This is a genomic window from Enterobacter cloacae complex sp. P42RS, from assembly GCF_014930595.1.
GTDB classification, from domain to species: domain Bacteria; phylum Pseudomonadota; class Gammaproteobacteria; order Enterobacterales; family Enterobacteriaceae; genus Enterobacter; species Enterobacter bugandensis.
Genome location: NZ_JADBRK010000004.1, coordinates 1 through 20491 on the forward strand (window position 1 = coordinate 1; position 20491 = coordinate 20491).

The 20491-nt window shown below is 58.0% G+C and carries 20 protein-coding genes and 3 tRNA genes; 9 read left to right on the plus strand and 14 right to left on the minus strand.

Annotation, left to right across the window (positions count from 1 at the left end; all coding sequences use genetic code 11):
- The 12 genes from IM314_RS05920 to mltB all read right to left on the minus strand — a co-directional run bounded on the left by IM314_RS05920 (position 1) and on the right by mltB (position 9946).
- Positions 1-74 (minus strand) — tRNA-Arg (locus tag IM314_RS05920).
- A gap of 64 nt (positions 75-138) precedes the next feature.
- Positions 139-215, minus strand: a tRNA-Arg gene (locus tag IM314_RS05925).
- Positions 216-219: 4 nt separating this feature from the next.
- Positions 220-312, minus strand: a tRNA-Ser gene (locus tag IM314_RS05930).
- Positions 313-654: 342 nt separating this feature from the next.
- Positions 655-840, minus strand: coding sequence for a carbon storage regulator CsrA (gene csrA / locus IM314_RS05935; protein WP_000906486.1), 186 nt, complete (start codon positions 838-840; stop codon positions 655-657).
- Between the two features lie 241 nt (positions 841-1081).
- Positions 1082-3709 carry an alanine--tRNA ligase gene (gene alaS, locus IM314_RS05940; RefSeq protein WP_028014187.1) on the minus strand — a complete coding sequence of 876 codons (2628 nt, stop codon included), beginning with the start codon at positions 3707-3709 and terminating at the stop codon, positions 1082-1084.
- A gap of 131 nt (positions 3710-3840) precedes the next feature.
- On the minus strand, positions 3841-4341 hold the full coding sequence (gene recX / locus IM314_RS05945) for a recombination regulator RecX (RefSeq protein WP_045629917.1): 501 nt from the start codon (positions 4339-4341) through the stop codon (positions 3841-3843).
- 68 nt (positions 4342-4409) lie between these two features.
- A complete protein-coding gene (recA, locus tag IM314_RS05950; RefSeq protein WP_028014189.1) occupies positions 4410-5468 on the minus strand; it encodes a recombinase RecA in 1059 nt (352 codons plus the stop codon).
- Between the two features lie 89 nt (positions 5469-5557).
- Complete coding sequence (gene pncC, locus IM314_RS05955; protein ID WP_028014190.1) at positions 5558-6055, minus strand: nicotinamide-nucleotide amidase; 498 nt, start codon at positions 6053-6055, stop codon at positions 5558-5560.
- 129 nt (positions 6056-6184) lie between these two features.
- Positions 6185-7063 carry a metal ABC transporter substrate-binding protein gene (locus IM314_RS05960; RefSeq protein WP_188246053.1) on the minus strand — a complete coding sequence of 293 codons (879 nt, stop codon included), beginning with the start codon at positions 7061-7063 and terminating at the stop codon, positions 6185-6187.
- A 14-nt stretch (positions 7064-7077) separates the two neighbouring features.
- Positions 7078-7938 (minus strand): metal ABC transporter permease, encoded by an 861-nt coding sequence (locus IM314_RS05965; RefSeq protein WP_041908508.1) that lies wholly within the window; start codon positions 7936-7938, stop codon positions 7078-7080.
- A complete protein-coding gene (locus IM314_RS05970) occupies positions 7935-8588 on the minus strand; it encodes a metal ABC transporter ATP-binding protein (protein WP_193358399.1) in 654 nt (217 codons plus the stop codon). The genes IM314_RS05965 and IM314_RS05970 overlap by 4 nt, the downstream gene beginning before the upstream one ends.
- Positions 8589-8845: 257 nt before the next feature.
- Positions 8846-9946 carry a lytic murein transglycosylase B gene (mltB, locus tag IM314_RS05975; RefSeq protein WP_168733281.1) on the minus strand — a complete coding sequence of 367 codons (1101 nt, stop codon included), beginning with the start codon at positions 9944-9946 and terminating at the stop codon, positions 8846-8848.
- A gap of 253 nt (positions 9947-10199) precedes the next feature.
- On the opposite strand from mltB, the gene srlA reads away from it, so the two are divergent.
- The 7 genes from srlA (at position 10200) to gutQ (ending at position 15107) form a co-directional block, all read left to right on the plus strand.
- On the plus strand, positions 10200-10763 hold the full coding sequence (gene srlA, locus IM314_RS05980; RefSeq protein WP_003862164.1) for a PTS glucitol/sorbitol transporter subunit IIC: 564 nt from the start codon (positions 10200-10202) through the stop codon (positions 10761-10763).
- Positions 10760-11719 carry a PTS glucitol/sorbitol transporter subunit IIB gene (locus IM314_RS05985; RefSeq protein WP_045261264.1) on the plus strand — a complete coding sequence of 320 codons (960 nt, stop codon included), beginning with the start codon at positions 10760-10762 and terminating at the stop codon, positions 11717-11719. The genes srlA and IM314_RS05985 overlap by 4 nt, the downstream gene beginning before the upstream one ends.
- 12 nt (positions 11720-11731) lie before the next feature.
- Positions 11732-12094 (plus strand): PTS glucitol/sorbitol transporter subunit IIA, encoded by a 363-nt coding sequence (gene srlB, locus IM314_RS05990; protein ID WP_045261263.1) that lies wholly within the window; start codon positions 11732-11734, stop codon positions 12092-12094.
- Between the two features lie 14 nt (positions 12095-12108).
- Positions 12109-12888, plus strand: a complete 780-nt coding sequence (srlD, locus tag IM314_RS05995; RefSeq protein WP_023294411.1) for a sorbitol-6-phosphate dehydrogenase — start codon at positions 12109-12111, stop codon at positions 12886-12888.
- A gap of 64 nt (positions 12889-12952) precedes the next feature.
- The gene (gutM, locus tag IM314_RS06000; protein WP_193358400.1) at positions 12953-13312 is read left to right on the plus strand and encodes a transcriptional regulator GutM; all 360 of its coding nucleotides are present in this window, start codon (positions 12953-12955) and stop codon (positions 13310-13312) included.
- A 63-nt stretch (positions 13313-13375) separates the two neighbouring features.
- Positions 13376-14149 (plus strand): DNA-binding transcriptional repressor, encoded by a 774-nt coding sequence (locus tag IM314_RS06005; protein WP_010434430.1) that lies wholly within the window; start codon positions 13376-13378, stop codon positions 14147-14149.
- Positions 14142-15107: an arabinose-5-phosphate isomerase GutQ gene (gene gutQ, locus IM314_RS06010; protein WP_193358401.1), complete on the plus strand. Its 966-nt coding sequence runs from the start codon at positions 14142-14144 to the stop codon at positions 15105-15107. The genes IM314_RS06005 and gutQ overlap by 8 nt, the downstream gene beginning before the upstream one ends.
- Here gutQ and norR read toward each other — a convergent pair.
- Entirely contained in the window at positions 15104-16618 is a 1515-nt protein-coding gene (gene norR, locus IM314_RS06015; RefSeq protein ID WP_193358402.1) for a nitric oxide reductase transcriptional regulator NorR, read from the minus strand. The two genes, gutQ and norR, sit on opposite strands and share 4 nt — an antisense overlap.
- A 187-nt stretch (positions 16619-16805) precedes the next feature.
- Between norR and norV the strand changes: the two genes are divergently transcribed.
- The gene (gene norV / locus IM314_RS06020) at positions 16806-18248 is read left to right on the plus strand and encodes an anaerobic nitric oxide reductase flavorubredoxin (protein WP_045629922.1); all 1443 of its coding nucleotides are present in this window, start codon (positions 16806-16808) and stop codon (positions 18246-18248) included.
- On the plus strand, positions 18245-19378 hold the full coding sequence (gene norW, locus IM314_RS06025; RefSeq protein ID WP_193358403.1) for an NADH:flavorubredoxin reductase NorW: 1134 nt from the start codon (positions 18245-18247) through the stop codon (positions 19376-19378). The genes norV and norW overlap by 4 nt, the downstream gene beginning before the upstream one ends.
- 90 nt (positions 19379-19468) lie before the next feature.
- Here the strand turns inward: norW and IM314_RS06030 are convergent, their stop codons facing one another.
- Entirely contained in the window at positions 19469-20491 is a 1023-nt protein-coding gene (locus tag IM314_RS06030) for a HoxN/HupN/NixA family nickel/cobalt transporter (protein ID WP_193358404.1), read from the minus strand.

The following is a 20491-nucleotide window of genomic DNA, read 5'->3' on the forward strand; positions in this document are numbered from 1 at the left end:
TGCATCCGGGAGGATTCGAACCTCCGACCGCTCGGTTCGTAGCCGAGTACTCTATCCAGCTGAGCTACGGATGCATCGGGATTTACTACTGTACTGCTCGATATTCATATCACTTCGAAAGCAATATGAAGTAATAGATGGTGCATCCGGGAGGATTCGAACCTCCGACCGCTCGGTTCGTAGCCGAGTACTCTATCCAGCTGAGCTACGGATGCAAAATGGCGGTGAGGCGGGGATTCGAACCCCGGATGCAGCTTTTGACCGCATACTCCCTTAGCAGGGGAGCGCCTTCAGCCTCTCGGCCACCTCACCACACAACGCCTCTTTCGAGTGCTTCGAGTGACTCGTTAAGAGCTTCTCGTCGCTGCGTGGCGCATATATTACTTTCTGGGACTTATAAGTCAAACAATTTTCCAAAAGCTTTTATCGTTTGCACAAATCACACGCAATTCGCATGTAAAAGCCGCAAAGAGGGTGTTTTATAAGCGGATTTTGCAGGCAATGCCACAGAAAACATCTGCCGAAATGGCGGTATTGAGACGAGTTAAGGGTAACGGAGTGGTTAAAAAGAGAGCGATTGAAATTAAACGGTAACTTTGAGCAGGAAAAATACCGGGAGGGTTGCGTCTCGCCCGACAGCGAGACGCGACAATATCAGTAACTGGACTGCTGGGATTTTTCAGCCTGGATACGCTGGTAGATCTCTTCACGGTGGACAGATACTTCTTTAGGAGCGTTAACACCAATACGTACCTGGTTACCCTTTACCCCTAAAACTGTCACGGTGACCTCATCCCCAATCATGAGGGTCTCACCAACTCGACGAGTCAGAATCAGCATTCTTTGCTCCTTGAAAGATTAAAAGAGTCGGGTCTCTTGTATCCCGGCATTATCCATCATATAACGCCAAAAAGTAAGCGATGACAAACACGTAAAGTGTAAGCAGTCACGGCATCACATTCTGTTAAACGTAAGTTTAGCCGATATACACAAACTCAACCTGACTTTATCGTTATCGATAGCACAGTGAACAAGACGCCATAACGTTGCCGCTATGGCGTCTGCTTGTGCTTTGTAGTTATTACAGTTTCGCGCTTACCCAGCTTTCAACGCTGGCTAATGCCGCAGGAAGTGCCGCCGCATCCGTACCACCGGCTTGCGCCATGTCCGGACGACCGCCACCCTTGCCGCCCACCTGCTGAGCGACCATACCAATCAGTTCCCCTGCTTTAACGCGGTCGGTCACATCCTTAGAGACGCCCGCAATCAGAGAAACCTTACCTTCTGCCACCGTCGCCAGCACGATAACGGTAGAACCAAGCTGGTTCTTGAGATCGTCGACCATAGTACGCAGCATCTTAGGCTCAACGCCCGCCAGATCGCTGACCAGCAGTTTGACGCCCTTAATGTCTACCGCTTTACTGGAGAGGTTTGCACTCTCCTGCGCCGCAGCCTGTTCTTTCAGCTGCTGGAGTTCTTTTTCCAGCTGACGCGTGCGATCCAGCGCAACGCGCACTTTCTCGCCCAGATTCTGGCTATCGCCTTTCAGCAGCTGCGCGATGTCGTGCAGCTGATCGCTCTGCGCATGCAGACTGGCGATTGCGCCTTCACCGGTCACCGCTTCAATACGACGCACACCTGCAGCCGTACCGGATTCGGAAACAATGCGGAACAGGCCGATGTCACCGGTGCGCGAGGCGTGAGTACCGCCGCACAGTTCGGTAGAGAAGTCGCCCATGCTCAGCACGCGAACGCGCTCGTCATATTTCTCGCCAAACAGCGCCATCGCACCTTTTTTCTTCGCGTCCTCAAGATCCATGATGTGGGTCTCAATTGGCAGGTTACGACGGATCTGCGCGTTCACCAGGTCTTCCACCGCGCGAATTTCAGACGGCTTCATCGCTTCAAAATGCGAGAAGTCGAAGCGCAGCACTTTATCGTTTACCAGAGAACCTTTCTGTGCAACGTGGGTACCCAGCACGTCGCGCAGGGCTGCGTGCATCAGGTGGGTTGCAGAGTGGTTCAGACGAATGCGCGCACGGCGTGCTTCATCAACGTTAGCCTGTACGCCCTCGCCCACTTTCAGAGAACCGGATACCAGTTTGCCCTGGTGACCGATCGCCTGACCGTATTTCTGGGTGTCGCTGACGCTGAAGCTAAAACCGTTGCCTTTCAGTTCGCCTTTATCGCCAACCTGACCGCCGGATTCCGCATAGAACGGCGTTTTGTCCAGAATGACAACGGCTTCCTGACCCGCGCTGATGCTGTCTACGGCTTTACCGTCAACAAACAGGGCGGTCACTTTGCCGGTCAGTTCCAGCGCTTCATAACCTTTGAATTCAGACGCGCTATCAACGCGGATCATCGCGTTGTAGTCTGCACCGAAACCGCTGGACTCACGCGCACGACGACGCTGCTCTTCCATCGCAGCTTCAAATCCTGCTTCATCAACTTTGATGTTGCGCTCGCGGCAAACGTCCGCCGTCAGGTCAACCGGGAAGCCGTAGGTGTCGTACAGGCGGAAAGCGGTTTCGCCATCCAGCGTGTCACCCTTAAGCTTCGCCAGTTCTTCGTCCAGCAGCGCCAGACCGCGCTCCAGCGTACGAGCGAACTGCTCTTCTTCGGTTTTCAGAACCTGCTCAACCTGCGCCTGCTGGCGTTTCAGCTCGTCGCCGGCTGACCCCATCACGCCAATCAGTGGCCCAACGAGTTTATAAAAGAAGGTGTCCTTCGCGCCCAGCATGTTGCCGTGACGGATCGCACGGCGAATGATGCGACGCAGCACGTAGCCACGGTTTTCATTCGACGGAATAACGCCGTCGGCAATCAGGAACGCACAGGAACGAATATGGTCTGCGATAACGCGCAGCGATTTGTTGTTCAGATCGGTCGCGCCGGTAACGTTCGCAACGGCTTTGATCAGAGTGCTGAACAGGTCAATCTCGTAGTTGGAGTTAACGTGCTGCAGAACCGCGGCGATACGCTCCAGGCCCATACCGGTATCAACGGATGGCTTCGGCAGCGGCTCCATAGTGCCGTCAGCCTGGCGGTTGAACTGCATGAAGACGATGTTCCAGATCTCAATATAGCGATCGCCGTCTTCTTCCGGGCTGCCTGGAGGGCCGCCCCAGATATGGTCGCCGTGATCGTAGAAGATCTCGGTGCACGGACCGCAAGGACCGGTGTCGCCCATCTGCCAGAAGTTATCAGACGCATATGGCGCGCCTTTGTTATCACCGATGCGAATAATACGCTCGCGCGGGATACCCACTTCTTTTTCCCAGATTTCGAACGCTTCGTCATCGGTTTCGTAGACGGTCACCCACAGACGCTCTTTCGGCAGGTTGAACCAGTTTTCACCGGTCAGCAGCTCCCATGCGTATTGAATGGCATCATGTTTGAAGTAGTCGCCGAAGCTGAAGTTACCCAGCATTTCGAAGAAGGTGTGGTGGCGCGCGGTGTAACCGACGTTTTCCAGGTCGTTGTGTTTACCGCCCGCACGCACGCAACGCTGTGAGGTTGTGGCGCGGGAATAATTACGCTTGTCGAGACCAAGGAACACATCCTTGAACTGGTTCATCCCGGCGTTGGTAAACAGCAGAGTCGGATCGTTGTTCGGTACCAGGGAGCTGCTGGCAACAACCTGGTGTCCCTTACTATGGAAAAAATCGAGAAACGCCTGACGGATCTCAGCGGTGCTCTTGCTCATAATTATCCTGAAATCAAGCTAACGAAATGTCGTAGCCAGCCTGTATCGGTAAACCGTTGGACGGACCAGCTACTGGAAAAAGTGGGAATAAGATAAGTTTTCTTTAGTGGGAAGTAAAATCCCGCATGCGTTCAATCGGCAAAATTACGCCAGATATCCTGAATATCTTCCATCAGAAAGCCGCGGTAGAGCAAAAAGCGCTGGATTTTGACTTTTTCTGAAAATTCACGCGGCAGCGGTTCGCCGTACTTACGAATCGCCTGCTCTTTTGCCAGTTCGCACCAGTCCGTGTCGCTTTCGCGCATCGCTTTTTCGATGGACTCCCTGGCCACCCCTTTCTGGCTTAGCTCCTGGCGGATGCGCGCGGGCCCATACCCTTTGCGACCACGGCTGGCGAGAAAACGCGAGGCAAACCGGTCATCGTCCAGGTAATGATGCTCATAGCACCAGGCCACCACGCGGTCGTAGTCTTCCGCAGTGGCATCAATCTCTTCCGGCCCGTTTTTGCTCATGACGGGCGCTGACAGCTTCCGCCGCAGCTCCTGTTCACTGTGGTCGCGCACGGCGAGAATGCGTACCGCACGATCCAGCAAGCGCGCGTAGGCGGGTCGGCGTGATGTCGGTTCACTCATAAAAAACCTGCAGAATCAGAAATGCAAAAAGGGCCGCGTCAGCAGCCCTTCATTTTTATACGAGAGACTTAAAAGTCTTCGTTGGTTTCTTCAGCATCCGCGGCATCCACCACGAAATCAGGTTTGGAGTCCTGGTTGTTCAGCAGAAGCTCACGCACCTTCTTCTCAATCTCTTTCGCCGCAGCCGGGTTCTCTTTCAGCCAGGAGATAGCATTCGCTTTACCCTGACCAATCTTGTCACCGTTGTAGCTGTACCAGGCGCCCGCTTTTTCAATCAGCTTCTCTTTCACGCCCAGGTCAACCAGTTCGCCGAGAAAGTTGATACCTTCGCCGTAGAGGATCTGGAATTCAGCCTGTTTGAACGGTGCTGCGATTTTGTTCTTCACAACCTTCACGCGGGTTTCGCTACCCACCACATTCTCGCCCTCTTTCACCGCGCCGATACGGCGGATATCCAGACGGACAGAGGCGTAGAATTTCAGAGCGTTACCACCAGTGGTGGTTTCCGGGTTACCGAACATCACACCAATTTTCATACGGATCTGGTTGATGAAGATCAGCAGCGTATTGGACTGCTTCAGGTTACCGGCCAGCTTACGCATCGCCTGGCTCATCATACGTGCCGCGAGGCCCATGTGAGAGTCACCGATTTCACCTTCGATTTCCGCTTTTGGCGTCAGCGCCGCAACGGAGTCGACGATGATCACGTCAACCGCACCGGAGCGTGCCAGCGCGTCACAAATTTCCAGCGCCTGCTCGCCGGTGTCCGGCTGGGAACACAGCAGGTTGTCGATATCAACGCCCAGCTTACGGGCATAGACCGGGTCCAGCGCGTGCTCGGCATCGATAAACGCACAGGTTTTACCTTCGCGCTGCGCCGCTGCAACAACCTGCAGGGTCAGCGTCGTTTTACCTGAGGATTCCGGACCGTAGATTTCTACGATACGCCCCATCGGCAAACCGCCCGCGCCCAGTGCGATATCCAGAGAAAGCGAACCGGTGGAGATAGTTTCCACATCCATGGAACGGTCTTCACCCAGGCGCATGATGGAGCCTTTACCGAATTGCTTTTCGATCTGGCCCAGTGCTGCCGCCAACGCTTTCTGTTTGTTTTCGTCGATAGCCATTATTACTCCTGTCATGCCGGGAGAAGCAACTGCGCTTCACCATGGACTTCTGTTCTGTTGGTGCAATTATACTGTATAGTCATACAGTATCAAGTGTTTTGTAGAAATTGTTGCCAGAGCGTTTTTAACGCATAAACGGTAGCCTGACGACGCACGCTTTCGCGATCGCCGCTGAAGCACTCCCGGCGGGTGATCCCTTCCCCTTTGGACGTGGCAAACCCGAACCAGACGGTGCCGACAGGCTTCACGTCGCTGCCGCCGTCCGGCCCCGCGATGCCGCTGATGGAAATGGCGTAATCTGCCCGCGCCTCTTTCAGCGCGCCAATGGCCATTTCAATGACAACTGGTTCGCTGACCGCGCCATGCTGTTCCAGCGTGGCTTCGCGCACGCCAATCATCTGCGCCTTAGCTTCGTTACTGTAGGTCACAAAGCCACGTTCAAACCAGGCGGAACTGCCGGCGATATCGGTAATCGCTTTCGCCACCCAGCCGCCGGTGCAGGATTCCGCGGTGGTGATTGTCGCGCCACGCTGCTTCAGGGCAAGGCCAACGATCTCGCTTAGCTGCATCAATTCATGGTCAGTCATTCTAGCTCCAGGCTTGAGAAAAACGTGCAGCACAAGATAGCACTTTCTCGTCAGATATGGGGATGCGCTTCAGGTTTTACGAGGGGGCTTCAGAAAAAAGCCGGTGCGGGCGCACCGGCTGTAGAAATATTATTTCATGCTGTTCGCAAGCGTATCGACATTATGGCGAAACGCCTTAACGTAGGTGTCTGCTGCCCCACCTTTTGCCGACAGGGCTTCCGGGTAAAGTTCGCCGCCCGGCTGTGCGCCCGTCGCCGACGCAATCTGCTTCACCAGACGCGGATCGAGCTGGTTTTCCATAAACCACGTTTTCACGCCGTCGGCTTTAATCTGCTTGATAATCTCCGCCACCTGCGACGCGCTGGCCTCGCTCTCTGAAGAGAGTCCTTGAGGTGCCAGGAAGGTTACGCCGTAAGCGCGGCCAAAATAACCAAACGCGTCATGGCTGGTCAGCACTTTGCGCTTTTCCTGCGGGATCTGGCTAAAGCGCGTTTTGGCCCAGCTGTCCAGTTGGGTCAGTTGCTCAATGTAAGGTTTTCCTGAAGCCTCCAGCGCCGCTTTGTCTTCCGGATCGGCTTTCACCAGCCCGTTCAGAATATTTTGCGCATACAGCGCACCGTTCGCCGCGCTGTTCCAGGCGTGCGGATCGGTCACGGTCTTTCCATCTTCCTCAAGCGTGTGGGTTTTCACCCCGTTTGAGGCAACGACCAGCTGGCCTTTGAACCCGGAGGCTTTCACCAGGCGGTCGAGCCAGCCTTCCAGCCCTAAACCGTTGACCACGACCACGTCAGCCTTGCTCAGCGCCGCGCTGTCCTTAGGCGACGGTTCGAAGGTATGGGGATCGCCGTCCGGCCCCACCAGCGTCGTCACGTTTACACGATCGCCCCCCACCTCCTGCGCGATATCCCCCAGTATCGAAAAGCTGGTGACCACATTCAGCGTTTTCGCCATCACGCTATGCGACATCATCCCCAGCGCTAGCGCCATGATTAATCCTGTACTTTTCATCGTTTCCCCTTGCGTTAATAAAGCGCCCGCAGGCTGCCAGCCAGCCTGCTGCGCGTGCCAAATAAAACGGAAATAAAGAACAGCGCGCTGGCGGTCAGCACAATAGATGGCCCCGCGGGTAAACTTGCCGCCCAGGAGAGGCTTAGCCCCAGCCACGCGCAGAAAATACCGCTGATACCAGCCATCAGGAGTAATCCGGGTAAGGTGCGGACCCAACAGCGCGCCGCCACCGCCGGGAGCATCATCAGCCCGACGGCCATCAGCGTGCCGAGCACCTGAAAACCGGCCACCAGGTTCAGGACCAGCAGCGCCAGAAACAGACCGTGCAATAAGCCTGGTAGCCAGCGGGCATTCACCTGCAGCCAGGCGGTGTCAAACGCCTCCGTCACCAGCCCGCGGTAAAAAAGGGCCAGCATGATAAGGGTGAAGATGCACACGCCGGTCACAAACAGCGCGGCGTCGTTGTCCACCGCGAGGATTGAGCCAAACAGCAGATGCAGCAGATCGACATTCGAGCCGCGCAGAGATACCAGCGTGACGCCCAGCGCCAGTGACCCCAGGTAAAAACCGGCAAAGCTGGCATCCTCTTTCAGCGGCGTGCGGCGGCTGACCAGCCCGGCCACCAGCGCAACGGCAATCCCGGCGATAAACCCGCCGACGGTCATAGCCAACAGCGACATCCCGCTGAGCAAATACCCCACGGCGACGCCGGGCAAAATGGCGTGAGAAAGCGCATCTCCCATCAGGCTCATCCGGCGCAGCTGAAGAAACACGCCGAGCGCGGTGGTGCTGACGGAGAGCGCCAGGCAAACCACCAGCGCGCGGCGCATAAAGCCGAATTCGATAAACGGCTGGAAGAATGTGTGCCAGATCATGCCACCCTCACCCGTTCGGTTTTCCACTGGGGGGCGTCAGCATCCAGCCGCAGCGTCTGCGGGAAGTGGCGCGCCACGCGCTCGCTGTCGTGCAGTACCGCGAGCAGCGTTTGCCCCTGCATATACATCTCCAGCATCAGATCCATCAGCACGTTGCAGGTCGCTTCATCAACGCCGGTGAAGGGCTCGTCGAGCATCACCAGCGGCGCCTGCTGTACTAACACGCGGGCAAAAAGCATGCGCTGAAACTGGCCGCCGGAGAGTTCATCAATGGTGGAGAGCGCCATCGACTCCAGCCCCACGCGCTCAAGTGCACCACTAATGCGCAGACGCGCTTCGCGACGAAAACCGGCGAAAAGCGAAATTCCGGGCCAGCAGCCCATGCTCACCACGTCCTGGACGGTCAGCGGAAATTGCGCTTCCAGCGCGTGACGCTGCGCCAGCCAGCCGATTACCGGTCGTCTACCCTGCCAGTGAAATCTGCCGCTGACGGGCGGAATAAATCCGGCGAGGGTTTTCAGCAGCGTGGATTTGCCGCAGCCGTTGGCGCCGATAATCGCGGTCATGCTGCCGCGTTCAATCATGCCCGAAAGCGGACGCGTGACGGGCTGGCGGTCGTAGCCCGCAACCAGTGCGTTCATCACGATCATGGCAGCGCCACCGCCCAGCGCACGGCCAGCCCGAGAAACAGAATGAGCACCATCGCCAGCAGCAGCCGAACCGGGGATGAGAGAGAAAACAGGGACATGGATATTTCAACTCAAAAATAATGTTATAACATAACAATAATGAAAGACGATGAAGATGTAAACGGCGGGAATGAAATGGGAGTGTGGCGAAATGTTTCTGCGGGAAAGAGGTGCGCGCGGGTGCCCTCTCCCACAGGGAGAGGGCGGAATAAGGCGAGTTACTGACTAAACGGCGACGCCGCCGGGACGCGAGCCTGCGATACCGCCAGCCCCAGTTGCCACACCGCCATCGCATAGTGGGTGCTATGGTTGTAGCGGGTGATGGTGTAGAAGTTCGGCATGCCGTACCAGTACTGGTAGCCGGTTCCCACGTCCAGACGCAGCAGGCTCACCTGGTCAACATTGCCTAGCGGCTGGGTTGGCGTTAAGCCTGCCGCCGTCAGCTGCGCAACGCTGTATTTGGTTTTAAAGCCGTTTTCCAGACCAAACGCTTCGCCGTTCGCCTGCACGGCAACCTGGCCGCCCGGCGTCCAGCCGTGCGCTTTAAAGTAGTTCGCCACGCTGCCGATGGCATCCACCGGATCCCACAGGTTAATGTGACCATCCCCGTTAAAGTCGACGGCATACTGTTTATAGGACGACGGCATAAACTGGCCGTAACCCATCGCGCCGGCAAATGACCCTTTCAGATCGAGCGGATCGTCCTGCTCGTTGCGCGCCATCAGCAGGAAGGTTTCCAGCTCGGAAGAGAAATACTCCGCGCGGCGCGGGTAGTTAAAGGAGAGTGTCGCCAGTGCGTCGAGGATGCGGGTTTTGCCCATCACGCGCCCCCAGCGGGTCTCTACGCCGATAATCCCGACGATGATTTCCGGCGGCACGCCGTAAACCTGCCACGCGCGGTTGAGCGCATCTTCATACTGGTTCCAGAACGCCACGCCGTTTTGCACGTTGTCCGGGGTAATAAACTGTTTGCGGTAGCGCAGCCATGCGCCGTTCGGCCCGCTCGGCACCTGGGCGGATGGTGCCTGCCTGTCCATCAGGCGCAGAACGTAGTCCAGACGCTTCGCCTGAGACAAAATTTCATGCAGCTGCTGGCGGTCGAAACCGTGTTTGCTCACCATTTTATCGATGAACTGCTCGGCCGCCGGGTTATTCGCGAAGTCGCCTCCCATCTGCATCATATTGTGCTGCGGCTCCAGCAGGAATCCCCCGGAAGGCGCGCCCGCCGTTTGCTGAACGGCTTCGGTCTTAGGTTTGCTGCTACAGGCAGACAGCAGGATAAGCGCAGGCAACAGCGCTGCATAACGACGCTTGAACATGAGACATCCATTTAACGGGTTCGATAAGAACCCAGTATGGTAAAGCATCCGCAACACCTCAAGGAAGCGGTACGCGCCTCCACAACGCAAATCCGCGCTTTTTTCCACCGAATATCATTCACCCCACCAATTAACTTTCAAAATAATACATTTTTCTTTCATTGTGAGATCCAACTAACACTTTAAAACCTTTCAAAGTGATTATTATTAGCCGCAGTTATACAAAAACAAAAAAGCCCCACAGGAGAGAAGAATGATAGAGACCATTACCCACGGCGCCGAGTGGTTCATCGGGCTGTTTCAGAAAGGCGGAGAAGTGTTCACCGGCATGGTGACCGGGATCCTGCCCCTGCTGATCAGCCTGCTGGTGATCATGAACGCGCTGATCAACTTTATCGGCCAGCAGCGCATCGAACGCTTTGCCCAGCGCTGCGCCGGTAACCCGCTGTCCCGCTACCTGATATTGCCATTCATCGGCACCTTTGTTTTCTGTAACCCGATGACCTTAAGCCTCGGCCGCTTTATGCCGGAAAAGTACAAGCCGAGCTACTACGCCGCCGCCTCCTACAGCTGCCACTCGATGAACGGCCTGTTCCCGCACATCAACCCCGGAGAGCTGTTTGTCTACCTCGGGATCGCCAGCGGCCTTACCACGCTTGGCCTGCCGCTCGGCCCGCTGGCGGTGAGCTACCTGCTGGTTGGCCTGGTGACCAACTTCTTCCGCGGCTGGGTGACTGACCTCACCACCGCTATTTTCGAGAAAAAAATGGGCATCCAGCTTGAACAGAAGGTCCATCTTTCAGGAGCGACAGCATGAACCGGATCCGCATTGAGAAAGGCACGGGCGGCTGGGGCGGCCCGCTGGAGTTCGACGCCACCGAAGGCAAAAAGATCGTCTACATCACCGCGGGCACGCGCCCGGCGATTGTCGACAAGCTGCGCGAGCTGACCGGCTGGGAAGCGGTTGACGGCTTTAAAGAGGGCGAGCCGCCGGAAGCGGACATCGGCGTGGCGGTGATTGACTGCGGCGGCACGCTGCGCTGCGGCATCTATCCGAAGCGCCGCATTCCGACGGTGAATATTCACTCCACCGGGAAATCCGGCCCGCTGGCGCAGTACATCCTTGAGGACATTTATGTCTCGGGCGTGAAGGAGGACAACATCACTCTGGTGAATGGCACTGCCGCGCCGCAAAAAGCAGCCCCGCGCGAGTACGACACCAGCAAGAAAATCACCGAGCAGAGCGACGGCCTACTGGCGAAGGTCGGGATGGGGATGGGCTCCGCCGTGGCGGTGCTGTTCCAGTCCGGGCGCGACACTATCGACACGGTGCTGAAAACGATTCTGCCGTTTATGGCGTTCGTCTCGGCGCTGATCGGCATCATCATGGCGTCCGGCCTGGGCGACTGGATTGCCCACGGCCTCGCCCCGCTCGCCAGCCACCCGCTCGGGCTGGTGACGCTGGCGCTGATCTGCTCCTTCCCGCTGCTGTCGCCATTCCTCGGCCCGGGCGCGGTGATTGCCCAGGTCATCGGCGTGCTGATTGGCGTGCAGATTGGACTGGGGAACATTCCTCCGCACCTCGCCCTGCCCGCCCTGTTTGCCATTAACGCCCAGGCGGCGTGCGACTTCATCCCCGTGGGGCTGTCGCTGGCCGAAGCGCGCCAGGACACCGTGCGCGTGGGCGTGCCGTCCGTGCTGGTGAGCCGCTTCCTGACGGGCGCGCCGACGGTGCTGATTGCCTGGTTTGTCTCCGGCTTTATCTATCAATAAGAGGTTCCTGCAATGAACGTCATTTACCAGACCACCATTACCCGCATCGGCCAGAGCGCAGCGGACGCGCTGAGCGACCAGATGCTGATCACCTTCCGCGAAGGCGCTCCGGCGGATATCGAAGAGTTTTGCTTTATCCACTGCCACGGCGAACTGAACGGCGAGCTGAAGGCCGGAAGCCAACTGGAGCTGGGCGAGGCGCGCTATGCCGTCACCGCCGTCGGCGACGTGGCCGAACAAAACCTGCGCGAGCTCGGCCACATCACCCTGCGCTTCGACGGCCAGCCGCAGGCGGAATACCCCGGTACGGTTCACGTGGATGGCCCGGTTCCGCAGGCTGTCACCCCAGGCTGCACGTTAAAATTTGTTGCGTAATTAAGGAGAGTCACATGAGTCAGGTTGCCGTTGTCATTGGTGGGGGACAAACCTTAGGCGAGTTCCTCTGCCGTGGGCTTGCCGCAGAGGGCTACCGCGTGGCGGTAGTGGACATTCAGAGTGAAAAAGCCGCCCGCGTGGCGGACACCATTAACACCGAGTTTGGCGAAGGGATGGCGTACGGGTTTGGTGCCGACGCCACCAGCGAGCAGAGCGTGATGGCGCTGGCCCGCGGCGTGGACGAGATTTTTGGGCGCACCGACCTGCTGGTCTACAGCGCGGGGATTGCGAAAGCGGCGTTTATCAGCGATTTCGAACTGGGGGATTTTGACCGCTCGCTGCAGGTGAATCTGGTGGGCTATTTCCTTTGCGCCCGCGAGTTTTCCCGCCTGATGATCCGCGACGGGATTCAGGGGCGCATTATTCAGATCAACTCAAAATCGGGGAAAGTGGGCAGCAAGCACAACTCCGGCTACAGCGCGGCGAAGTTTGGCGGCGTGGGGCTGACCCAGTCCCTGGCGCTGGATCTGGCCGAATACGGGATTACCGTGCACTCGCTGATGCTGGGCAACCTGCTGAAATCGCCGATGTTCCAGTCCCTGCTGCCGCAATACGCCACCAAGCTCGGCATCAAGGCTGAGGAAGTGGAGCAGTACTACATCGATAAAGTGCCGCTGAAGCGCGGGTGTGACTATCAGGACGTGCTGAACATGCTGCTGTTTTACGCCAGTCCGAAAGCGTCGTACTGCACCGGACAGTCGATTAACGTCACCGGTGGGCAAGTGATGTTCTGATCGAGCGGCCTGATGCCCTCACCCTAACCCTCTCCCACAGGGAGAGGGACAATAAGGAGTCGATATGGTCACCGCACTCATCACCGTCGCCGCCCTCGCCTGGCTTTGCCAGATGGCGTTCGGCGGCTGGCAGATCCACCAGTTTAATCGCGCGTTTGATGCGCTGTGTCAGAAGGGCCGCGTGGGCGTCGGGCGTTCCGGCGGACGCTTTAAACCGCGCGTGGTCGTCGCCGTAGCGCTGGACGAGCACGACCGGGTGTGCGATTCCCTCCTCATGCGTGGCATGACGGTATTTGCCCGTCCGGCCAAAATCCAGGCAATCAACGGCTTCTTGTTACAGGAATTGCAGCCTGATGTGATCTTTCCCCATGATCCACTCTGTCAGAATGCACTATCATTAGCGCTCAATCTGAAACATGGATAATTTCGTTGTGAAAGTTATAGACTTGCGAAATTATCATTTCGCAACCTAAGGAACGAAGCGCCTATGAAACCACGTCAGCGGCAGGCGGCCATTCTCGAGCATCTGCAAAAGCAGGGAAAATGCTCGGTAGAGGATCTGGCCCACTACTTTGACACCACCGGCACGACAATACGCAAGGACCTGGTATTGCTCGAAAACTCTGGCGCCGTTATTCGCACCTACGGCGGCGTGGTGCTCAACAAGGACGAAGCGGACCCGCCAATCGATCACAAAACGCTGATCAATACCCACCAGAAAGCGCTGATTGCCGAAGCCGCCGTCAAATTTATCCAGGACGGCGATTCCATCATCCTCGACGCAGGCAGTACCGTCCTGCAGATGATCCCCCTGCTCAGCCGCTTTAACAACATCACGGTGATGACCAACAGCCTGCACATCGTCAACGCGCTGTCGGAGTTCGACAGCGAGCAGACCATCCTGATGCCCGGCGGCACCTTCCGCAAAAAATCGGCGTCCTTTCACGGCCAGCTGGCGGAGAACGCTTTCGACCACTTCAGCTTCGATAAACTGTTTATGGGCACCGACGGCATCGACCTGAACGCAGGCGTCACGACGTTTAACGAGGTGTTCAGCGTCAGTAAAGCGATGTGTAACGCCGCGCGGGAAGTGATTTTAATGGCCGACTCGTCGAAGTTTGGCCGCAAAAGCCCCAACATTGTCTGTAGTCTCGAAAGCGTTGATAAGCTGATTACCGACGCGGGTATCGATCCAGCGTTCAAAAAAGCGCTGGAAGAGAAAGGCATCGACGTGATCGTAACCGGAGAAAGAGATGAGTGATTTTCTGTTAGAAACGGGCCGCCAGACGCTGATGCTGGAGCTGCAGGAAGCCAGCCGCCTGCCGGAACGTCTGGGCGAGGATTTTGTCCGCGCCGCCAACACCATTATCCACTGCGAAGGCAAAGTGATTGTGGCGGGCATCGGTAAATCCGGCCATATCGGCAAGAAGATTGCCGCGACGCTCGCCAGCACCGGCACCCCGGCGTTCTTCGTGCATCCGGCAGAGGCGCTGCATGGCGATCTCGGGATGATCGAAAGCCGCGACGTGATGCTGTTTATCTCTTACTCCGGTTCGGCCAAAGAGCTGGATCTGATTATTCCGCGCCTGCAGGAAAAATCGGTCGCCCTGCTGGCGATGACCGGGAAACCCCGCTCGCCGCTGGCGCTGGCCGCCAAAGCGACGCTGGATATCTCCGTTGAGCGTGAAGCCTGCCCGATGCACCTCGCCCCGACCTCCAGCACCGTTAACACCCTGATGATGGGCGACGCGCTGGCGATGGCGGTAATGCAGGCGCGCGGATTCAATGAGGAAGATTTTGCCCGTTCGCATCCGGCAGGTGCGCTCGGCGCGCGGCTGCTCAACAAGGTTCACCATCTGATGCGCACCGACGATGCCATTCCGCAGGTCAAACTCGATACCAGCGTGATGGACGCGATGCTGGAGCTGAGCCGCACCGGTCTGGGGCTGGTGGCGGTCTGCGATGACGGCGGAAACGTGAAGGGCGTGTTCACCGACGGCGACCTGCGCCGCTGGCTGGTGGGCGGCGGCAGGCTGGAAACAAACGTGTCTGACGCCATGACCAAAGGCGGGCTGACGCTCAACGCCGACAGCCGCGCCATCGAAGCCAAAGAGGTGCTATTGAAGCGCAAAATCACCGCCGCACCGGTGGTGGACGAGCACGGCAGGCTGTGCGGCGCTATCAACCTGCAGGACTTCTACCAGGCCGGGATTATTTAACCCTTCAGCCCAAGCCGCTTCGCCAGCCGGTGCAGGTTGGCGACGTCCATCTCCAGCGCCCGCGCGCACGCCGCCCAGCTGCGGTTATTCTGCTCCAGCGCGCGGGTAATCATCTGACGCTGAAACGCTTCCGTCGCTTCGCGCAGGTTTTCGATTGCGCTCTCAGGCACAGCAGGCTTCACGGTCGGGGCATTTTCCTCATGCAGCGCAAAATGGCGCGCATGAATCACCACTTCATCCCCCGAGCGCGTCGCCCTCGCCAGCACCACCGCGCGGTGAATCGCATGCTCCAGCTCGCGCACGTTGCCCGGCCAGCCGTAGCTGAGCAGATGCGCTCTCGCCCCCGGGCTAAGCACCACGCGGGACAGCCCCATTTTGAGACGGCACTGTTCGCAGAAATAACCCGCCAGCAGCACCACGTCGTCTCCGCGCTCGCGCAGCGGCGGCACGGACAGCGGGAACACGCTCAGGCGATGGAACAGGTCGGCGCGGAACTGCCCGGCCAGCACCGCTTCGCGCAGATCCCGGTTGGTCGCAGCAAGGACCCGCACGTCCACCCGCAGGCTGCGGTCATCCCCCACGCGCTGAATGTCGCCGTACTGCAATACGCGCAGCAGCTTGGCCTGAAGTGAAAGGGAAAGCTCGCCAATCTCATCAAGAAACAGCGTGCCGTTATCGGCCATTTCAAACTTGCCGCTGCGGTTGCTGATGGCCCCGGTAAACGCCCCTTTGACGTGACCGAACAGCTCGCTCTCCGCCACGCTTTCCGGCAGCGCGGCGCAGTTGAGGTACACCAGCGGGTTGACCGCGCGCGGCGAAGCTTCATGGATGGACTTCGCCACCAGCTCCTTACCGGTACCGGTCTCTCCGAAGATCAGCACGTTCAGATCGGACGCGGCAACAATCTCAATCTCTTTTTTGAGCTGCGCCATGCCGGGCGAAAGGCCGATCATCTCCGTATGCGCCACCTGCTCAAACGCCGCCGGGCTTCCGGGAAGAATATTCTGGCTCTCCAGCTGCTCTATCAGCAGTGCATTGTTCAGCGCCCCGGCGGCCAGCGCCGCAATCAGCCGTAGCTCTTCGTCGCTGAAGGTGTCGAACTGATCCGGCGACATGCCGTCGAGGGTTAATGCGCCAATCAGATTCTGCCCGGCGAACAGCGGCAGGCCAATACAGGCGTGCACCTTCAGGCTCTCCTGCCCCGGAATCAGGCCGTCGTACGGATCGGGCAGATCGCTATCTGCCGGGAAACGCACCACGTCGCCCGCGCGGGCGATGGTTTCCAGACGCGGGTGGCCCTCCAGCGTAAAGCGCCGCCCGAGTACGTCCTTCGCCAGGCCGTCGATAGCCAGCGGAATAAACTGCCGCCCTTCGTAACGCAGCAGCGCCGACGCATCGCAATCCAGCACGTGGCGCAGCGTGGAGATCAGGCGCTGAAAGCGGTCCTGATGGCCGATACCGGTTTGCAGCTCAATGGCGATCTTCGCCAGGACGTCTACGGAAAAACTCATGCCTGCCTCACGGTCATTTTGACAATGCATAATGTCATATTGACTCTTTTTAGGATAGTCATAATGACTACTCATTATGGGGCATTAAATCACAACTTATTGAATATTAATAATTTAAAAAGTTGGCACGCAACTTGATATAAGCAAACCATCTTATTTAAAAACGCTGTATTAAGTTGAGGTTGCTATGTCTATTCTGGTTAAAAATAACATTCATTGGGTGGGTCAACGTGACTGGGAAGTGCGCGATTTCCACGGGACGGAATACAAAACGCTGCGCGGCAGCAGCTACAACAGCTATCTCATCCGCGAAGGTAAAAACGTCCTGATCGATACCGTCGATCACAAATTCAGCCGTGAGTTCGTGCAGAACCTGCGCGGTGAAATCGACCTGAATGACATCGACTACATCATCATCAACCATGCGGAAGAGGACCACGCCGGGGCGCTGACCGAGCTGATGTCCCACATTCCGGATACCCCAATCTACTGCACCACCAACGCCATTGATTCAATTAACGGCCACCACCATCATCCGGAGTGGAACTTCCACACCGTAAAAACCGGCGACACGCTGGATATCGGCAACGGCAAGCAGCTGATCTTCGTCGAAACCCCGATGCTGCACTGGCCGGACAGCATGATGACCTACATGACCGGCGACGCGGTGCTGTTCAGCAACGACGCCTTCGGCCAGCACTACTGCGACGAACGCCTGTTCAATGACGAAGTGGATCAGACCGAGCTGTTCGAACAGTGTCAGCGCTACTACGCCAATATCCTCACTCCGTTCAGCCGCCTGGTGACGCCTAAAATTACCGAAATCCTCGGCTTCAACCTGCCGGTGGAGATGATTGCCACCTCCCACGGCGTGGTGTGGCGTGAAAACCCCACCCAGATCGTCGAGCTGTACCTGAAGTGGGCCGCGGATTACCAGGAAGATCGCATCACTATCTTCTACGACACCATGTCCAACAACACCCGCATGATGGCGGACGCGATTGCCCAGGGGATCAATGAAGTTGACCCGAACGTAGCGGTGAAAATCTTCAACGTGGCGCGCAGCGATAAGAACGAGGTATTGACCAATGTCTTCCGCTCCAAGGGCGTGCTGGTGGGAACCTCCACCATGAATAACGTGATGATGCCGAAGATTGCCGGCCTGGTGGAAGAGATGACCGGCCTGCGCTTTCGTAACAAACGCGCCAGCGCCTTTGGTTCACACGGCTGGAGCGGCGGCGCGGTAGACCGTCTTTCCACCCGTTTACAGGATGCGGGTTTTGAGATGTCCATGAGCCTGAAGGCGAAATGGCGTCCTGATATCGACGCGCTGGAAATCTGCCGCCAGCATGGCCGCGACATCGCCCGTCAGTGGGCGCTCGCCCCGCTTCCTGAAGTCACCGCAAAACCTGCGGAACAGCCACAAACCTGTTCTACGGCAGCCAGCGCCGATCTCGGTCCGCGCATGCAGTGCAGCGTCTGCCAGTGGATCTACGATCCTGAGCTGGGCGAACCGCTGCAGGATGTTGCTCCGGGCACGCCGTGGAGCGAGGTGCCGGACAACTTCCTCTGCCCGGAATGCTCCCTCGGCAAAGACGTCTTTGATGAACTGGCAACGGAGGCAAAATGAGCAACAGCATCGTTATCATCGGCTCGGGCTTTGCTGCCCGCCAGCTGGTGAAAAATATCCGCAAACAGGATGCAAACGTGCCGTTGACGCTGATCGCCGCCGACAGCATGGACGAGTACAACAAGCCTGATTTAAGCCACGTCATTAGCCAGAATCAGCGCGCCGATGACCTCACCCGCCAGACGGCGGGGGAGTTCGCGGAGCAGTTCAACCTGCGTCTGTTTCCGTACACCTGGGTCACCGATATCGATGCCGACGCCCACGTGGTAAAAGCGAAAGAGAAAACCTGGCAGTACGACAGGCTGGTGCTGGCGACCGGGGCATCTGCGTTTGTGCCGCCGGTTGAGGGCCGCGAGCTGATGATTACCCTCAACAGCCAGCAGGAGTATCAGGCCAGCGAAACCCGGCTACGCGATGCCGCCAGAGTGATGATCGTCGGCGGCGGGCTGATCGGCACCGAGCTGGCGATGGATTTCTGCCGGGCGGGCAAATCCGTCACCCTGGTTGACCACGCGGCGAGCATTCTGTCGGCGCTGATGCCCGCAGAAGTAAGCAGTCGCTTACAACATCGTCTGACCGACATGGGCGTCCATCTGCTGTTGAAATCGCAGTTGCACAGCCTGAGCAGAACCGAAGGCGGTATCCGTGCCACGCTCGACCGAAGCCGCAGCGTAGAAGTGGATGCGGTGGTTGCCGCGACGGGCCTGCGCCCGGAAACCGCGCTGGCGCATCGCGCAGGGGCTGAAATAAACCGCGGCGTGAAGGTAAATAGCTACCTGCAAACCACGCGGCCGGATATTTATGCCCTGGGCGACTGCGCGGAAATTAACGGCCAGGTGCTGCCCTTCCTGCAGCCGATACAATTAAGCGCCATGTATCTGGCAAAAAACCTGCTCGGCGGCAGCGCGCCGCTGAAATTACCCGCCATGCTGGTAAAGGTCAAAACGCCGGAATTGCCGCTGCATCTTGCAGGTGAAACGCAGCGTCAGGATCTGGACTGGCAGATTGCCCTTTCGCCGCAGGGCATGGTGGCGCGCGGCACCGATGCAGACGGTCAGATGCGCGCCTTTGTCGTCAGCGAAGACCGGATGAAGGAGGCCTTCGCCCTGCTGAAATCGCTGCCTGCTTAACCCTCGTATTGCCGGGTAACGCTCCGCTTACCCGGCCTACATGCAGACCCGCGCAAGCGTAGCGCCGCCGGGTAAAACAGGGTGGGGAGTTCAGGAACGCACCACCAGCGCGTCGTAGCCGCGCCAGCGGTAGTTGACCATGGAGATCAGCCAGCAGGCGACAAACAACCCGACCACCACAAACCCGGCGTTGCCCAGGTTGTCGTTCACCGCGCCAATCAGATCCCAGACGCCGCCGCTGAGGGCGAATTTGTCCATCAGCAGACCCAGCGCTTCCAGCCCGCCGATAAACAGCGCCACCACCACGGAGGTGCCAGTGATGGTCATGTTGTAGTAGAGCTTGCGCTGCGGTTTATCAAACGCCCAGCCGTAGGCACCGACCATCAGCAGGTTATCGAGCGTATCCACCAGCGCCATGCCGCTGGCGAAGAGCGCCGGGAAGATCATGATTGACCACACGGACATCCCGCTGGAGGCGCTGGCGGCGGAGATCCCGAGCACGCCGATTTCCGTGGCAGTGTCAAACCCGAGGCCAAACAGAAAGCCCACCAGATACATCTGCCAGCTTTTATTGACGAGGCGGAAGGTTTTACCGAACAGCCAGTTCATAACGCCCCCCTGGGCAGGCAGCGTGACGTCACCCTGCACCGTCTGGCCCTTTTTCAGCGCCTGGAAACTGCGCCAGACGCCGCGCAGGATCACCATATTCACCAGCGCCATCGCCAGCAGGAAGGTGGCGGATACCGCAGTGCCAATCAGGCTGCCGGTTTCGTGGAACCATTCCATGTTTTTTTGAAACGCGGTTGCGGTGGCGGCGATGGCAATGGAGGCCAGCACCACGATGGTGGAGTGCCCCAGCGAGAACCACGCCCCCACGCCGGACGGGCGTTTGCCCTGCTGCATCATCTTACGCGTCACGGTATCAATGGCCGCGATGTGATCGGCGTCCACCGCGTGACGCAGCCCGTAGCACCACGCCAGCAGGCTCGCGGCCATCAGCGCCGTGCTGCCGCTAAAAGAGTGCCATGCCCATCCCCAGGCCAGCAGGTTTGCCATTACCAGAGCCAGCAGCAGAAGCGCGGCGCGAGGTTCGTTGCGTAACAGTCGTAACAT